The 12,121-nt window shown below is 60.5% G+C and carries 15 protein-coding genes; 13 read left to right on the forward strand and 2 right to left on the reverse strand.

What is annotated here, in order from left to right:
• Positions 1 to 75 precede the first annotated feature (75 nt).
• Positions 76 to 825 (reverse strand): ComF family protein, encoded by a 750-nt coding sequence (locus tag AC1RTP_RS23300; protein ID WP_498610971.1) that lies wholly within the window; start codon positions 823 to 825, stop codon positions 76 to 78.
• A 60-nt stretch (positions 826 to 885) separates the two neighbouring features.
• Between AC1RTP_RS23300 and AC1RTP_RS23305 the strand changes: the two genes are divergently transcribed.
• The 7 genes from AC1RTP_RS23305 (at position 886) to AC1RTP_RS23335 (ending at position 6,748) form a co-directional block, all read left to right on the forward strand.
• The gene (locus AC1RTP_RS23305) at positions 886 to 1,809 is read left to right on the forward strand and encodes a methyltransferase domain-containing protein (protein ID WP_498610973.1); all 924 of its coding nucleotides are present in this window, start codon (positions 886 to 888) and stop codon (positions 1,807 to 1,809) included.
• A gap of 332 nt (positions 1,810 to 2,141) precedes the next feature.
• The gene (coxB, locus tag AC1RTP_RS23310) at positions 2,142 to 3,368 is read left to right on the forward strand and encodes a cytochrome c oxidase subunit II (protein ID WP_498610975.1); all 1,227 of its coding nucleotides are present in this window, start codon (positions 2,142 to 2,144) and stop codon (positions 3,366 to 3,368) included.
• Positions 3,369 to 3,381: 13 nt separating this feature from the next.
• Positions 3,382 to 4,980, forward strand: coding sequence for a cytochrome c oxidase subunit I (ctaD, locus tag AC1RTP_RS23315; RefSeq protein WP_498610977.1), 1,599 nt, complete (start codon positions 3,382 to 3,384; stop codon positions 4,978 to 4,980).
• Between the two features lie 14 nt (positions 4,981 to 4,994).
• Positions 4,995 to 5,111, forward strand: coding sequence for a cytochrome oxidase small assembly protein (locus AC1RTP_RS23320; protein WP_498610979.1), 117 nt, complete (start codon positions 4,995 to 4,997; stop codon positions 5,109 to 5,111).
• 1 nt (position 5,112) lies between these two features.
• A complete protein-coding gene (locus tag AC1RTP_RS23325) occupies positions 5,113 to 5,661 on the forward strand; it encodes a cytochrome c oxidase assembly protein (RefSeq protein ID WP_498610981.1) in 549 nt (182 codons plus the stop codon).
• A 9-nt stretch (positions 5,662 to 5,670) separates the two neighbouring features.
• Entirely contained in the window at positions 5,671 to 5,856 is a 186-nt protein-coding gene (locus AC1RTP_RS23330; protein ID WP_498610983.1) for a DUF2970 domain-containing protein, read from the forward strand.
• 28 nt (positions 5,857 to 5,884) lie between these two features.
• The gene (locus AC1RTP_RS23335) at positions 5,885 to 6,748 is read left to right on the forward strand and encodes a cytochrome c oxidase subunit 3 (protein WP_498610985.1); all 864 of its coding nucleotides are present in this window, start codon (positions 5,885 to 5,887) and stop codon (positions 6,746 to 6,748) included.
• Between the two features lie 100 nt (positions 6,749 to 6,848).
• Here the strand turns inward: AC1RTP_RS23335 and AC1RTP_RS23340 are convergent, their stop codons facing one another.
• Positions 6,849 to 7,049 (reverse strand): DUF2909 domain-containing protein, encoded by a 201-nt coding sequence (locus tag AC1RTP_RS23340; RefSeq protein WP_155455435.1) that lies wholly within the window; start codon positions 7,047 to 7,049, stop codon positions 6,849 to 6,851.
• Positions 7,050 to 7,083: 34 nt separating this feature from the next.
• Between AC1RTP_RS23340 and AC1RTP_RS23345 the strand changes: the two genes are divergently transcribed.
• The 6 genes from AC1RTP_RS23345 to AC1RTP_RS23370 are packed head-to-tail and all read left to right on the forward strand — an operon-like array spanning position 7,084 to position 12,081.
• Positions 7,084 to 7,812 (forward strand): SURF1 family protein, encoded by a 729-nt coding sequence (locus tag AC1RTP_RS23345; protein ID WP_498610986.1) that lies wholly within the window; start codon positions 7,084 to 7,086, stop codon positions 7,810 to 7,812.
• A 37-nt stretch (positions 7,813 to 7,849) separates the two neighbouring features.
• A complete protein-coding gene (locus AC1RTP_RS23350) occupies positions 7,850 to 8,401 on the forward strand; it encodes an SCO family protein (RefSeq protein WP_498611128.1) in 552 nt (183 codons plus the stop codon).
• A gap of 10 nt (positions 8,402 to 8,411) precedes the next feature.
• The gene (locus AC1RTP_RS23355; RefSeq protein ID WP_498610988.1) at positions 8,412 to 9,554 is read left to right on the forward strand and encodes a COX15/CtaA family protein; all 1,143 of its coding nucleotides are present in this window, start codon (positions 8,412 to 8,414) and stop codon (positions 9,552 to 9,554) included.
• Positions 9,555 to 9,556: 2 nt separating this feature from the next.
• Entirely contained in the window at positions 9,557 to 10,432 is an 876-nt protein-coding gene (gene cyoE / locus AC1RTP_RS23360; RefSeq protein WP_498610990.1) for a heme o synthase, read from the forward strand.
• A 5-nt stretch (positions 10,433 to 10,437) separates the two neighbouring features.
• Positions 10,438 to 11,016, forward strand: coding sequence for an SCO family protein (locus tag AC1RTP_RS23365; RefSeq protein WP_498610992.1), 579 nt, complete (start codon positions 10,438 to 10,440; stop codon positions 11,014 to 11,016).
• Between the two features lie 21 nt (positions 11,017 to 11,037).
• Positions 11,038 to 12,081 (forward strand): AI-2E family transporter, encoded by a 1,044-nt coding sequence (locus AC1RTP_RS23370; protein WP_498610994.1) that lies wholly within the window; start codon positions 11,038 to 11,040, stop codon positions 12,079 to 12,081.
• The last annotated feature ends 40 nt before the right edge of the window (positions 12,082 to 12,121 follow it).

Below are 12,121 nucleotides of genomic sequence, written 5' to 3' on the forward strand. Positions count from 1 at the left end.
TCTTCCTCCTGCTTTCCCTTTCCTGCCCGCTCATCGCTTTTCTGGCACTGGAGGGGAGGCGTCCATTTCATTCTCCTAATTCATATTCGGGGGCGTGCGGGCGAACACATAGTTCGTCACGCGCGTGGCGCCGTGGCGCTTGAGCGTTGCGGCCAGTTCCTGCAGCGTCTGGCCGCTGCTCATGACATCGTCCACCAGGCCGATATGCCGTCCTTCGACCAGCGCCCGGTCGGGTATGGCGAAGGCTCGGGCCATATTCGCCTGGCGCGCCCCGTGCGGGGTGCTGCTTTGAGCCGACGTTTCGCGCACGCGCACTGCGAGTTTGGCATGGACGGCGATGCCGAGCGCCTTACCAAGCGGGCGGGCGATTTCCAGCGCCTGGTTGAAACCGCGCTCGGACAGGCGTTGCATTCCAAGCGGCACGGGGCAGAGCAGGGCGGGGCGCGGAATGTTCGAAGCGTCGCCGCGTAACACTGCGTCGGCCAGCAAGTCGCCAAACAGGCGCGCCAACGCAAGCTGGCGGGCGAATTTTAACTGAAGCACGAGGCGGTCGACCGGCAGCGCATAGTCGGCCGCTACAAAAGTCGCGTCGAAAGCCGGATGGTCCGACTGGCAGCGCCCGCACGGCACCATTTGCGCCGGCGCCGGTCGCGCCGCGCCGGCCGGCGGCAGGGGATTGGCGCAGACGGGGCAGCGGGTGGGGGCGGCGCTGAAGAATTGGCCGTGGCAGCCGGGGCAGAGCAGGGCGGGACCGCTGGCGCCGCACAACACGCAGTTACAGGGCAAAAGGGTCGCCAGCAGCCGACCGGTAAAAGCTCCAGCCATCGCAAATCCTCGCGAACGAGTAAACTGCCCGGATTATCCCATTAAGAATACGTATTAAATATGCAAGCCCCAGCAAAACCGCCGAAATTAAGCGCACCTATTGACCTGGATCGCGTCCGCGCCATGTTTGCCGATCCGGCCCGCGTGGCCGAGTCCGACTTCCTGCGGCGCGAGATCGCCGGCCGCATGCATGAACGCCTGCAATTGGTCAAAGTGAACCCACTGCGCGTGATGGACGCCGGCTGCGGCACTGGCGCCGACCTGCCAGTCTTGCAAAAAAGCTATCCTGCGGCCCAGATCCTCGGCGTCGACACGTCGCCGGCGATGATCGCCGTCGCTCGCGGCCAGGCCGCCAAATCGGGCCTGAGCCAATTGATTGGCAAATTATTACCAGCAAAATCCGGCATTGACTACCTGTGCGCCGATATGGCCGACCTGCCGCTGGCACGAAACAATGTGGACCTGGTCTGGTCTAATCTTGCGCTCCACTGGCATCCGCAGCCGGACCGCGTGTTCGCGGAATGGCATCGCGTATTAAAAGTAGGCGGCCTGCTGATGTTCTCCTGCTTCGGCCCGGACACGCTCCAGGAACTGCGCACCGCCTTCGCCGACGTCGACCTGGCGCCCCACACGCTGCCCTTCGTCGACATGCACGACTTTGGCGACCAGCTGGTGGAAGCCGGCTTTGCCGAGCCGGTAATGGATATGGAAAAGATAACAGTCACCTACGACACGGCCGAAAAGCTGCTAGCCGACGCGCGCGCCCTGGGTGGCAACCCGCTGCAGACGCGCCGCAAGGGATTGTTAGGCAAACAAGCCTACCAGCGCATGCTGCAAGGCCTGGAAAAGCAGCGCCGCGCCGACGGCAAGCTGGCCCTGACGTTCGAAGTGATCTACGGCCACGCCTTCCGTCCAGCGCCGCGGGTAACCAGCAGCGGCGAGGCGATCATCCGTTTTGATCTGCCAAGAAAGCCTAAAAAATAGGCAAAGAAGGGCGAAGATGCTAGTGACTAGCACAACACAAGGGCGTCTGCCCTTGATGTAGAACATGTTCACTAGGTATAATCATTGACTAATTTTGCCAATAAATCGCCCAGCCGAACGCAACCAGACGGTCCCGGGCGGGCAAACGTAGCGATAACCTGTCGATGATGTGTGGTCATCTTCAGTGAATTTCAAGGTTCCAGCACAGTTCGGTCGCGATTTTTCGCGCGGGGCAGGCTAGGGACCTTTAGGTGTTTAGCGTGCGGCGGGGTCGCAGTTCGGCGGACCCGGTGCACAAAAATTTTCTTTATTTTTGGGTGGTTGGGGAAAACATGAAACTTGCGAAGCGACTTCAATCGTTGATGCTCGGCTTGGCCGTTACCGCCGCAGCGATGCCGGCGTGGGCCGAGCCTGCGGCGACAGCGGCTAAGGACTACAAGACCGCGACCGGTGCAACCGGCGGTCCGATGGTGCACCAGCTGAACCTGCAGGCTCCTGCAACAAAGATCGCTGAAAGCATCTACGACCTGCACACGATGATGATGTGGATCATTATGGTGATCTTCGTCGCCGTGTTCGGCGTGATGTTCTACTCGATCTTCAAGCACCGCAAGTCGGTTGGCCACAAGTCCGCTTCCTTCCACGAGTCCACCGCCGTTGAAATCGCCTGGACCGTTGTGCCATTCCTGATCGTTATCGGTATGGCGCTGCCAGCGACCAAGACCGTGGTTGCGATGAAAGACACCTCCAACGCCGACATCACCATCAAAGCCACCGGCATGCAGTGGAAATGGGGCTATGACTACCTGAAGGGCGAAGGCGAGGGCATTTCCTTCGTCTCCAACCTGTCCACCCCACGCTCGCAAGTGGGCAATCCAGGCGAAGCGCCGACCGAACAGCGCGGCGAAAACTACCTGATGGAAGTGGATAACGAAGTGGTCGTTCCAGTTGGCAAGAAGGTCCGCATCGTGACCACCGCCAACGACGTGATCCACGCCTGGATGATCCCGGCCTTCGGCGTGAAGCAGGATGCGATTCCTGGCTTCGTGCGCGACACCTGGTTCAAAGCTGAATACACCGGCACCTTCCGCGGCAACTGCGCTGAACTGTGCGGTAAAGAGCACGCATTCATGCCTATCGTGGTCAAAGTCGTGACCGCCGAAGAGTACACCGCTTGGGTCGAAGGCAAGAAGAAGGAAATGGCTGCCCTGGCAGACGATCCGAACAAGACCTGGACTATCGACGAACTGAAGACCAAGGGTGAAAAAGTCTACACCGCTAATTGCGCAGTCTGCCACCAGGCAAACGGCAAGGGCGTGCCAGGCGCATTCGCTGCCCTGGACGGCTCGCCAGTCGTGACCGGTCCTAAAGCCGACCAGATCCACGTTCTGCTGAACGGTAAGAAATCGGGCAAGTTCCCATCCGAAATGCCGGCATGGAAGCAACTGTCTGACACCGACATCGCGGCTGTGATCACCTACACCCGCAACAACTGGTCGAATAAGCCAGCGGAAAACATCGTCCAGCCAGCCGAAGTTGTGGCTGCTCGCGCCAAGTAATTAGGAGCATTACATGAGCACTATCGATCACGCACACGATCACGCCCACGGCGATCACGATCACGCACACGATCACCCACACGGCCTGAGCCGTTGGCTGTTCGCGACCAACCACAAGGACATCGGTACCCTGTACATGTGGTTCTCGTTCATCATGCTGCTGTCCGGCGGCGTGCTGGCACTGATGATCCGTACCGAACTGTTCAAACCAGGCCTGCAGTTCTTCCAGCCTGAGTTCTTCAACCAGCTGACCACCATGCACGGCCTGGTGATGGTGTTCGGCGCGATTATGCCTGCGTTCGTCGGCTTCGCTAACTGGATGATCCCGCTGCAAATCGGCGCATCCGACATGGCGTTTGCCCGTATGAACAACTTCTCGTTCTGGCTGCTGCCTCCTGCAGCGATCCTGCTGGCCGCTTCGTTCTTCGTGCCTGGCGGCGCGACCGCAGCCGGCTGGACCCTGTACGCTCCGCTGTCGACCCAGATGGGCGTTGGCATGGACATGGGTATCTTCGCCATGCACATCATGGGTGCATCGTCGATCATGGGTTCCATTAACATCATCGTTACCATCCTGAACATGCGCGCTCCTGGCATGACCCTGATGAAGATGCCGATGTTCTGCTGGACCTGGCTGATCACCGCCTACCTGCTGATCGCTGTTATGCCGGTTCTGGCAGGCGCCATCACCATGACCCTGACCGACCGTCACTTCGGTACCTCCTTCTTCAACGCCGCTGGCGGCGGTGACCCTGTCATGTACCAGCACATCTTCTGGTTCTTCGGTCACCCAGAGGTGTACATCATGATTCTGCCGGCCTTCGGTATCGTGTCGCAGATCATTCCAGCATTCGCTCGCAAGCAGCTGTTCGGCTACGCATCGATGGTGTACGCAACCGCGTCCATCGCGATCCTGTCGTTCATCGTTTGGGCCCACCACATGTTCACCACCGGTATGCCGGTGACCTCGCAGCTGTTCTTCATGTACGCAACCATGCTGATCTCCGTGCCGACCGGCGTGAAGGTCTTCAACTGGATCGCGACCATGTGGAAAGGCTCGATGACCTTTGAAACCCCGATGCTGTTCTCGGTTGGCTTCATCTTCGTGTTCACCATGGGCGGCTTCACCGGCCTGATGCTGGCAGTGACCCCGGTCGACATCCAGCTGCAGGATACCTACTACGTTGTGGCTCACTTCCACTACGTTCTGGTGGCAGGTTCCCTGTTCGCGCTGTTCGCTGGCTTCTACTACTGGGCGCCTAAGTGGACCGGCCACATGGTCAACGAAACCATGGGTAAAGCGCACTTCTGGCTGTCGCTGATCACCTTCAACATCACCTTCTTCCCAATGCACTTCCTGGGCCTGGCCGGTATGCCGCGTCGTTACGCTGACTACCAGGCGCAGTTCACCGACTTCAACATGATCGCGTCGATCGGCGCCTTCGGTTTCGGTCTGTCCCAGGCATTCTTCCTGTTCGCTGTGGTCCTGCCGACCATCCGCGGCGGCAAGAAAGCTGAAGCGAAGCCATGGGATGGTGCAGAAGGCCTGGAGTGGACCGTGCCGTCGCCGGCTCCGTTCCACACCTTCGAAACGCCACCAACCGTTAAGTAATTGGTAAAAGCATCATGTCTGACCCGAAGAAGCCGAAAAGCAATCTGCGCCTGGCCCTGATCTTGTTGTCGGTTGCCGTAGTGTTCTTTGTTTCCGTCATCGGCAAACAATGGATGCTGGGGCACCACTGAAATGAGCAACGAGGATAGCGGCAGCAACAAGAAGCTGCTCGGCAAGCTGGTAGTCATCGCCGTCATGATGTTCGGCTTTGGCTATGCGCTGATCCCGGTGTACAAGCATCTCTGCGAGGTGCTTGGACTGAACCTGATCGATGGCAAACCGCAAGAGGTCGCCAAGAACAGCCAGGTCGACATGAGCCGTGAAATCACGGTGGAGCTGGTGAGCAATGTGCAGGGCACGTTGCGCTTCCGCCCCACCCAGAATAGTGTGACCGTGCATCCCGGCGAAATGACCACCGTGGTGTATGAAGTAGTCAACAGCGTGGACCGCACGGTGAAGGCGCAAGCCGTCCCGAGCTACACGCCGGTGGAAGTAACGCCGCACTTCAAGAAGGTGGAATGCTTCTGCTTTAAAGAGCAGACGCTGAAACCGCGGGAAGCGCGGCAGATGCCCGTGGTGTTCTTCATCGACCCGGCAGTGCCGAAGAGCGTGAAGACCGTCACCCTGTCGTACACCTTTATCGAGGCCGGCGGCCTGGGCAACCAGACTGCGGCCAACTAAGGAAGGCAGATGGGATCGTTTTTGTATTCGATGAAAGCAGTGATCTGGTCGTTCTTCGGCCTGCGCCGCAAGAGCGATTTTGACCAGGACCAGGAGAAGATCAAGCCGGTCCACGTCATCATCGCTGGTTTGCTGGGCGCGGCCTTGTTCATCGGCTTGCTGGTTTCGATCGTAAAACTCGTGGTTTCAAAGTAAATTATTGCAGGATTTTAGGGAGAACAAGATGAGCTCTAATAACGCCGCGGCACCGTACTACTTCGTGCCTGGTCCTTCCAAATGGCCAATGCTGGCAGGTATTTCCCTGCTGGTGACCATGATCGGCGCTTCCGCCTGGGTGAACGATGCCTCCTGGGGCATGGCCGTCAACCTGGCCGGTATCGTCATGACGCTGTGCGTGCTGTACTGCTGGTTCGGCGATGCGATTTCCGAATCGGAAAAAGGCATGTACTCCCAGCGTATCGATCTGTCCTATCGCTGGTCGATGGGCTGGTTCATCTTCTCCGAAGTGATGTTCTTCGGCGCCTTCTTCGGCGCGCTGTACTATGCACGCCAGATCACCATGCCTTGGCTGTCCGACCTGGACCACAAGTTCATCTGGCCTGACTACAATGGCGTGTGGAATGGCGGCGCCGGTCCTGCAGGCACCGTCGAGTCGTACACCGCGATGGGCCCGTTCCCAATCCCGACCATCAATACCGCGCTGCTGCTGGCTTCGGGCATGACCCTGACCATCTCCCACCACGCGCTGCAAGCTGCCAATCGCTCGAAAGCGATCTTCTGGCTGGCCGCTACCGTGCTGCTGGGCGCAACCTTCATGGGCTTCCAGGCTTATGAATACATGCACGCTTACAGCGAACTGAACCTGAAGCTGACCTCGGGCATCTACGGTTCGACCTTCTTCATGCTGACCGGCTTCCACGGCTTCCACGTGACCATGGGCGCGATCATGCTGTCCGTCGTGCTGTACCGCCTGATCCGCGGCGACATGAGCGCTGAACACCACTTCGCCTTCGAAGGCGCCGCTTGGTACTGGCACTTTGTTGACGTGGTCTGGCTCGGCCTGTACGTCGTCGTGTACTGGATGTAAGACGCAGGTATAATTTACCCGCGAAAAAAAGCCGCATCTGCACAGAGCGCGACCTAGGGCGCGTTCTGGCTGATGCGGCTTTTTTGCATTTACCGGCCCGTTAGCGGATGCCGGTCGGCTTGATGTATCCCAGCTTGGCCAATACGAGAATGGTGATGAACAGCGCGATCGAGAAGCCTACGCGCAGCGCAAAGGCGCGCACCATCTTCGGGTTGGCCGATTTGCTGCGCATCATGCTGATGAAGGCCGAGGCCAGGCTGCCGATGATCAGCACGAAGGCGACGGCGACGAAGTATTTCATGGTATTTAAGCAGTTTCTGAGGAACTCTCATTGTATGGCATTCCGCTTCCGCTCAATCCCTTTCCTGGCCACCGTGGTTCTGGTGGCGATTGGAATTAGCGCTGGCCGCTGGCAGGATGGCCGCGCCGCGCAAAAGATTGCGCTGGAAGCGCGTCTGGCTGCCGGCAACGCTGCCGCGCCCCTGCCGTTGGGAGCCGCGCCGGTCGCCGCCGCCGAGGTGGAGTTCCACCGCGTCCGCCTGCAGGGCGAATGGGTGGCCGGCTGGCCGGTCTACCTGGACAATCGCCCGCACGAGGGGAAACCTGGCTTCTACCTCCTGATGCCCCTGCGCCTGGCCGGCACCGATATGCACGTGCTGGTGGCGCGCGGCTGGCTGCCGCGCGATATGGCGGACCGCAGCAAGCTGCCTTCGTATGTCACGCCGGCTGGTCCGGTGACGGTCGAGGGCATTGCGCGCCTGGCGCCAGGACATGTGATGCAGCTGGGAGATGCGCCGAAGCTGACTGCCGGCGTCATCGTGCAAAATACCGATGCCGCGGCGGTGGCTGCGGCGACGGGCTGGAAGTTCCAGCCGATCGTGGTCGAGCAGACGACGCCGGACGGCGTGGCGCAGCGAGCGGCAGAAGTGTTGTTGCGCGACTGGCCAGCGCCGGCGCTGGGCGCCGACAAACATAAAGCATACGCCTTCCAGTGGTACGCACTGGCGGCAATGGCAGTACTTTTCTTTGTATTCACTGGGTTGAGAAAAAGTGGAAAACGTTAAACAAGACGAAAACCAGCGCCGCCGTGGCCGCTGGAGCATGTTCGCGGTGCTGCTGGTATGCGCAGCGCCTATCCTTGCCTCCTACCTCACGTATTTCTTCATCAAGCCGGAAGGGCGGACCAATTACGGCGACCTGCTCGACCCGCGCGCGCACCCGATTCCTGTCATGGCCAGCACTTCGCTGGATGGCAAGCCGCAGACGCTAAATGATTTCAAAGGCAAATGGATCATGGTCAAAGTGGGCGGTTCTGCCTGCGACCAGAAATGCCAGGACATGCTGTTCATGATGCGCCAGCTGCGCACCATGCAGGGCAAGGAAGCCGACCGTATCGAACGCGTGTGGCTGATCACCGATAGCGAGCCGCTGGAAACCTTTATGATGCGCGTGAACGACGGCACCCACTTCCTGCGCGCGCCGGCCGACGTCGTTGGCAAGTGGCTGCCGCTGGAGCAGGGCGGCAAGGTGGAAGAGCACATCTACCTGATCGACCCGATGGGACACCTGATGATGCGCTTCCCGAAAGACGCCGACCCGGCCAAGGTCAAGAAGGACCTGGGCAAGGTGCTCAAGGCTTCGGCCATCGGTTAAGGCGGGTGCAATGGATCACAACTCCTTTGCCCATATGGCGATCACGGCACTGTTGGTAGCGTCGCTGCCGCTGTCCGCCGTCTGGATTTCGAAGGACAGCAATAAATACCGCAAGCTGGTCTGGATTGCAGTCTTCCTGACCTTCGACCTGATTGTGTTTGGCGCCTTCACGCGCCTGACCGACTCCGGCCTTGGCTGCCCGGACTGGCCGGGCTGCTATGGCGCCGCCAATCCCTTTGTTGCGCACGAACAGATTCGCGCCGCGGAATCGCTGATGCCGACCGGCCCCGTCACCATGGTGAAGGCCTGGATCGAGATGATCCACCGCTACCTGGCCATGGGCATCGGCGTCCTGATCGTGGCAATGATGGGCGTTGCGTGGTGGCGTTGGCAGGGCGGCCGCAAAGGAATGGCCGGCGCCGCGTCGTTCGCGCGCCGCGTCACGCCTGGCTACCCGACCTTCCTGTTCTTCTTCATCATGCTGCAAGGCGCTTTCGGCGCCTGGACCGTGACGCAGAAGCTGCAGCCTATCTTCGTCACCGGCCACCTGGTGCTGGGCATGTCGCTTCTGGCATTCCTGGCCTGGTTCGGCGGACGTGAAGACCAGCTGCATTCGGCCATGCCGCGCGTATCGCCGTCGCAGGCGGGCCGCCTGGGACGCATCCGCTTGCTGGCAGCGTTGTCCGGCGTGGTGCTGCTGGTGCAACTGGCGCTCGGCGCCTGGACCAGCTCCAACTATGCCACCCTGGCCTGCACCGAATTCCCGACCTGCGCCGGTGCTTGGCTGCCGGAGATGGATTTCGAACATGGCTTCCACCTGTGGCGTGAGCTGGGCAAGACAGCCGCCGGCCACTACCTGCCGTTCTCGGCGCTGACCGCGATCCACTGGGTGCATCGCAATTTCGCCGCCGTGGTGGTGCTGGTGCTGGGCCTGACCGCCTGGCAAGCCTGGCCCGTGCACGGCCTGGGCAAGCACGCGCGCTGGATGGTGGCGGTACTGGCGCTGCAGCTGTTCACCGGCGTGGCGACTATTTATTTCAACTTCCCGCTGGCCATTGCGGTGGTCCATAACGCGGGTGCGGCAGCCCTGGTGCTGTTGCTGACCATGATAAACTACAGGGCTAAGTACCTCGCTGCGCCCGCCTACCAATAACAATGAAATCCTCGACCTCCCGCATCGGCCAATTCTGGGCCTTGACCAAGCCGCGCGTGACGCAGCTGGCGGTGTTTTGCGCCGTCATCGGCATGTTCCTGGCCTCCGACGGCATGCCTGATATGCGCGTGGTGCTTGCCGCGACGGCCGGCATCTGGCTGCTGTCCGGCGCGGCATTTGCCGTGAACTGCCTGGCCGAGCGCGAAATCGACGCCCGCATGGCGCGCACCGCACGCCGCCCGATGGCGATGGGCGATATCACCGTTCCGCAAACCGTGGTGTTCGCACTGGTGATCGGCGGCGCCGGCATGTGGATACTGCACCAGCTGGTGAACCCGCTGACCATGTGGCTGACCTTCGTCACCTTCGTCGGCTACGCCATTATCTACACCATGATCCTCAAGCCGGCCACGCCGCAGAACATCGTGATCGGCGGCCTGTCGGGCGCAATGCCGCCGGCCCTGGGCTGGGCGGCAATCGCCAACGACGTGCCGATGCAAGCCTGGTTGCTGGTGCTGATCATCTTCGTCTGGACCCCGCCGCACTTCTGGGCGCTGGCCATGTACCGCAAAGCCGACTACGAGCGTTCCGGCCTGCCTATGCTGCCGGTCACTCACGGCATGGGCTTCACCGCCTTCCACGTCTGGCTGTACTCCATCATCCTGGCCGCTACCACGCTGCTGCCATTTGCCGTGAAAATGAGCGGCCTGATTTACCTGGGCAGCGCGATCGTGCTGAATGCGGTCTTCCTGTACTACGGCTGGCGCATCTACAAGCATTACAGCGATATCGTGGCGCGCAAGGCCTTCACCTGGTCCATCATCTACTTGTCGCTGCTGTTCGCGGCGCTGCTGGTCGACCACTACTTCAAGTTCTGAGTCCTATGAAAAAACTGTTTGCCGCGCTGTTCATGCTGCTGGCCCTTGTCGCTTGCGGCGACAAGCAGCTCAAATTCGAAAACACCGACCTGACCGGCCTCGATTACGGCAAGGGCTTTTCGCTGAACGACCACACCGGCAAGCCGGTGACCCTGGACACCTACAAGGGCAAGGTGGTGGTGCTGTTCTTCGGCTTCACCCATTGCCCGGACGTTTGCCCGACCACCATGGCTGAAATGTCGTCCGTGATGAAGGAGCTCGGTTCGGACGCCGACAAGGTGCAGGTGCTGTTCGCCACCCTCGACCCTGAGCGCGACACCAAGGAACTGCTGGCGCAATACGTGCCCGGCTTCGACCCGCGCTTCACAGGCCTGTACGGCACGCCGGAGCAGATTGCCGCCACCGCCAAGGAATTCAAGGTGTTCTACCAGAAGGTGCCTGGCAAGACTCCTGACAGCTACACCATCGACCACACCGCCGGCAGCTATGTGTTCGACAAGAACGGCAAGATCCGGCTGTTCCTGCGCCACGGCGGCGGCCCGGCCCCGATCGTGCACGACCTCAAGCTGCTCGTCGCAAACTGAATTCCTGCTAAGCTGTAGGGCATGGAAAAACGTTTTCAGCCCTACAGCCGCCTGGCAGCCATTGTCTTCCTCGTCATTGGCTGCCTTTATGTACTGCGCCCCTTCCTGGCCGGCATCCTCTTCGCCGCATCCATCGCCATTTCGTCCTGGCCCCTGTACCAGCGCCTGCTGGCCCGTCTGAAAGGACGGCGCACGCTTGCTGCTGCGGTGATGACGATTTCGCTGATACTGGTTATCCTCGTGCCGCTGTCGCTGGTGACATGGAATATCGCCGACAGCGTGACCAATTTTTACCGCGCTGCACGCCATGCCATCGACGTCGGCGGCTTTGAAACGCCGGCCTGGCTGCGCCAGTTGCCGCTTGTGGGTGAATCGGTTGACTCCTACCTGCGCCAGATACTGAGCAGCAAGGAAGAGCTGCTCGCCGTGGCCAAGAAATATGTGGAACCGGCCCGCACTTTCCTGCTCAACAGCGGCATCGTGCTGGGCGCCGGCGTGGCGCAAGTCAGCCTGGCCGCCTTCGTTGCATTCTTCCTGTACCGCGACGGCCATAACATCGTGGCCTCGCTGGAAGTGGGCATGGACAAGATCATGGGCGAACATGCGGTCGACGTGGCGGAAACCGTCAGCCGCACCGTGACCGGCGTGATGTACGGCATGCTGGGCACTGCGCTGGCGCAGGCAGTGGTGGCCGCCATTGGCTTCATGCTGGCCGGCGTGCCGGGCGTAGCGCTGCTGTCGGTGGCGACCTTCATTCTTTCCCTGGTGCCGGTGGGTCCGCCGCTGATCTGGGGCGGTGCGTCGATCTGGCTGTTCTCGCAAGGAATGACCGGCTGGGGCATATTCATGCTCGTGTACGGCACCGTCGTCATCAGCGGCGTCGATAATGTAGTCAAGCCTTTCCTGATTTCGCGCGGTTCAAGTTTGCCGTTCGCCCTGGTGCTGCTGGGCGTGATGGGCGGCGTGCTGGCCTTCGGCTTTGTTGGTCTGTTCATCGGTCCGACCTTGCTGGCCGTGGCGCTTGGGCTGCTCAGGAATTGGACAAAAGGTAAACCAGTCGTATAACGTTGCCAGAGGGGTTATACTGGCGCCTGTCCAACTATCA

This window comes from Pseudoduganella sp. GW821-FHT11H04 (assembly GCF_058807935.1).

Excerpts from the sequence above, each read along its gene's own strand:
- AC1RTP_RS23300 (WP_498610971.1), bottom strand. The coding sequence starts at position 825 with ATGGCTGGAGCTTTTACCGGTCGGCTGCTGGCGACCCTTTTGCCCTGT.
- AC1RTP_RS23305 (WP_498610973.1), top strand. The coding sequence starts at position 886 with ATGCAAGCCCCAGCAAAACCGCCGAAATTAAGCGCACCTATTGACCTG.
- coxB (WP_498610975.1), top strand. The coding sequence starts at position 2,142 with ATGAAACTTGCGAAGCGACTTCAATCGTTGATGCTCGGCTTGGCCGTT.
- ctaD (WP_498610977.1), top strand. The coding sequence starts at position 3,382 with ATGAGCACTATCGATCACGCACACGATCACGCCCACGGCGATCACGAT.
- AC1RTP_RS23320 (WP_498610979.1), top strand. The coding sequence starts at position 4,995 with ATGTCTGACCCGAAGAAGCCGAAAAGCAATCTGCGCCTGGCCCTGATC.
- AC1RTP_RS23325 (WP_498610981.1), top strand. The coding sequence starts at position 5,113 with ATGAGCAACGAGGATAGCGGCAGCAACAAGAAGCTGCTCGGCAAGCTG.
- AC1RTP_RS23330 (WP_498610983.1), top strand. The coding sequence starts at position 5,671 with ATGGGATCGTTTTTGTATTCGATGAAAGCAGTGATCTGGTCGTTCTTC.
- AC1RTP_RS23335 (WP_498610985.1), top strand. The coding sequence starts at position 5,885 with ATGAGCTCTAATAACGCCGCGGCACCGTACTACTTCGTGCCTGGTCCT.
- AC1RTP_RS23340 (WP_155455435.1), bottom strand. The coding sequence starts at position 7,049 with ATGAAATACTTCGTCGCCGTCGCCTTCGTGCTGATCATCGGCAGCCTG.
- AC1RTP_RS23345 (WP_498610986.1), top strand. The coding sequence starts at position 7,084 with ATGGCATTCCGCTTCCGCTCAATCCCTTTCCTGGCCACCGTGGTTCTG.
- AC1RTP_RS23350 (WP_498611128.1), top strand. The coding sequence starts at position 7,850 with ATGTTCGCGGTGCTGCTGGTATGCGCAGCGCCTATCCTTGCCTCCTAC.
- AC1RTP_RS23355 (WP_498610988.1), top strand. The coding sequence starts at position 8,412 with ATGGATCACAACTCCTTTGCCCATATGGCGATCACGGCACTGTTGGTA.
- cyoE (WP_498610990.1), top strand. The coding sequence starts at position 9,557 with ATGAAATCCTCGACCTCCCGCATCGGCCAATTCTGGGCCTTGACCAAG.
- AC1RTP_RS23365 (WP_498610992.1), top strand. The coding sequence starts at position 10,438 with ATGAAAAAACTGTTTGCCGCGCTGTTCATGCTGCTGGCCCTTGTCGCT.
- AC1RTP_RS23370 (WP_498610994.1), top strand. The coding sequence starts at position 11,038 with ATGGAAAAACGTTTTCAGCCCTACAGCCGCCTGGCAGCCATTGTCTTC.